Below are 300 nucleotides of genomic sequence, written 5' to 3'. Positions count from 1 at the left end.
CGACATCCTCCCGAACGTCGCCGGCCCGCTGCTGGTACTCGCCACACTCGACATCGGAGCGGCGATCCTGCTGCTGTCCGGGCTCTCGTTCCTCGGACTCGGTGCGCAGCCGCCGATGGCGGAGTGGGGATCGATGATCTCCGCGGCCATGCAGAACTTCGACGCCTGGTGGCTGGGCGTGTTCCCGGGCCTGGCCATCCTCACGGTCGTGCTGGCCTTCAACTTCCTCGGAGACGCGATGCGCGACGTGCTCGACCCCACCGCTGAGGTCACCCATGACAAGCAGAGCGAGCCGGCCCC

1 protein-coding gene is annotated in these 300 nt (G+C 68.3%); it reads left to right on the top strand.

Features of this window, described 5'->3' with window-relative positions:
- Positions 1–300: ABC transporter permease subunit (locus KI686_RS17610; RefSeq protein WP_237590380.1), on the top strand; the 300-nt coding region annotated here is incomplete at both ends.

It is taken from the genome of Polaribacter sargassicola, from assembly GCF_021991835.1.
In the GTDB taxonomy this organism is placed as follows: Bacteria; Bacteroidota; Bacteroidia; order Flavobacteriales; family Flavobacteriaceae; genus Polaribacter; species Polaribacter sargassicola.
This window is presented reverse-complemented; position numbering and strand designations above follow the sequence as displayed.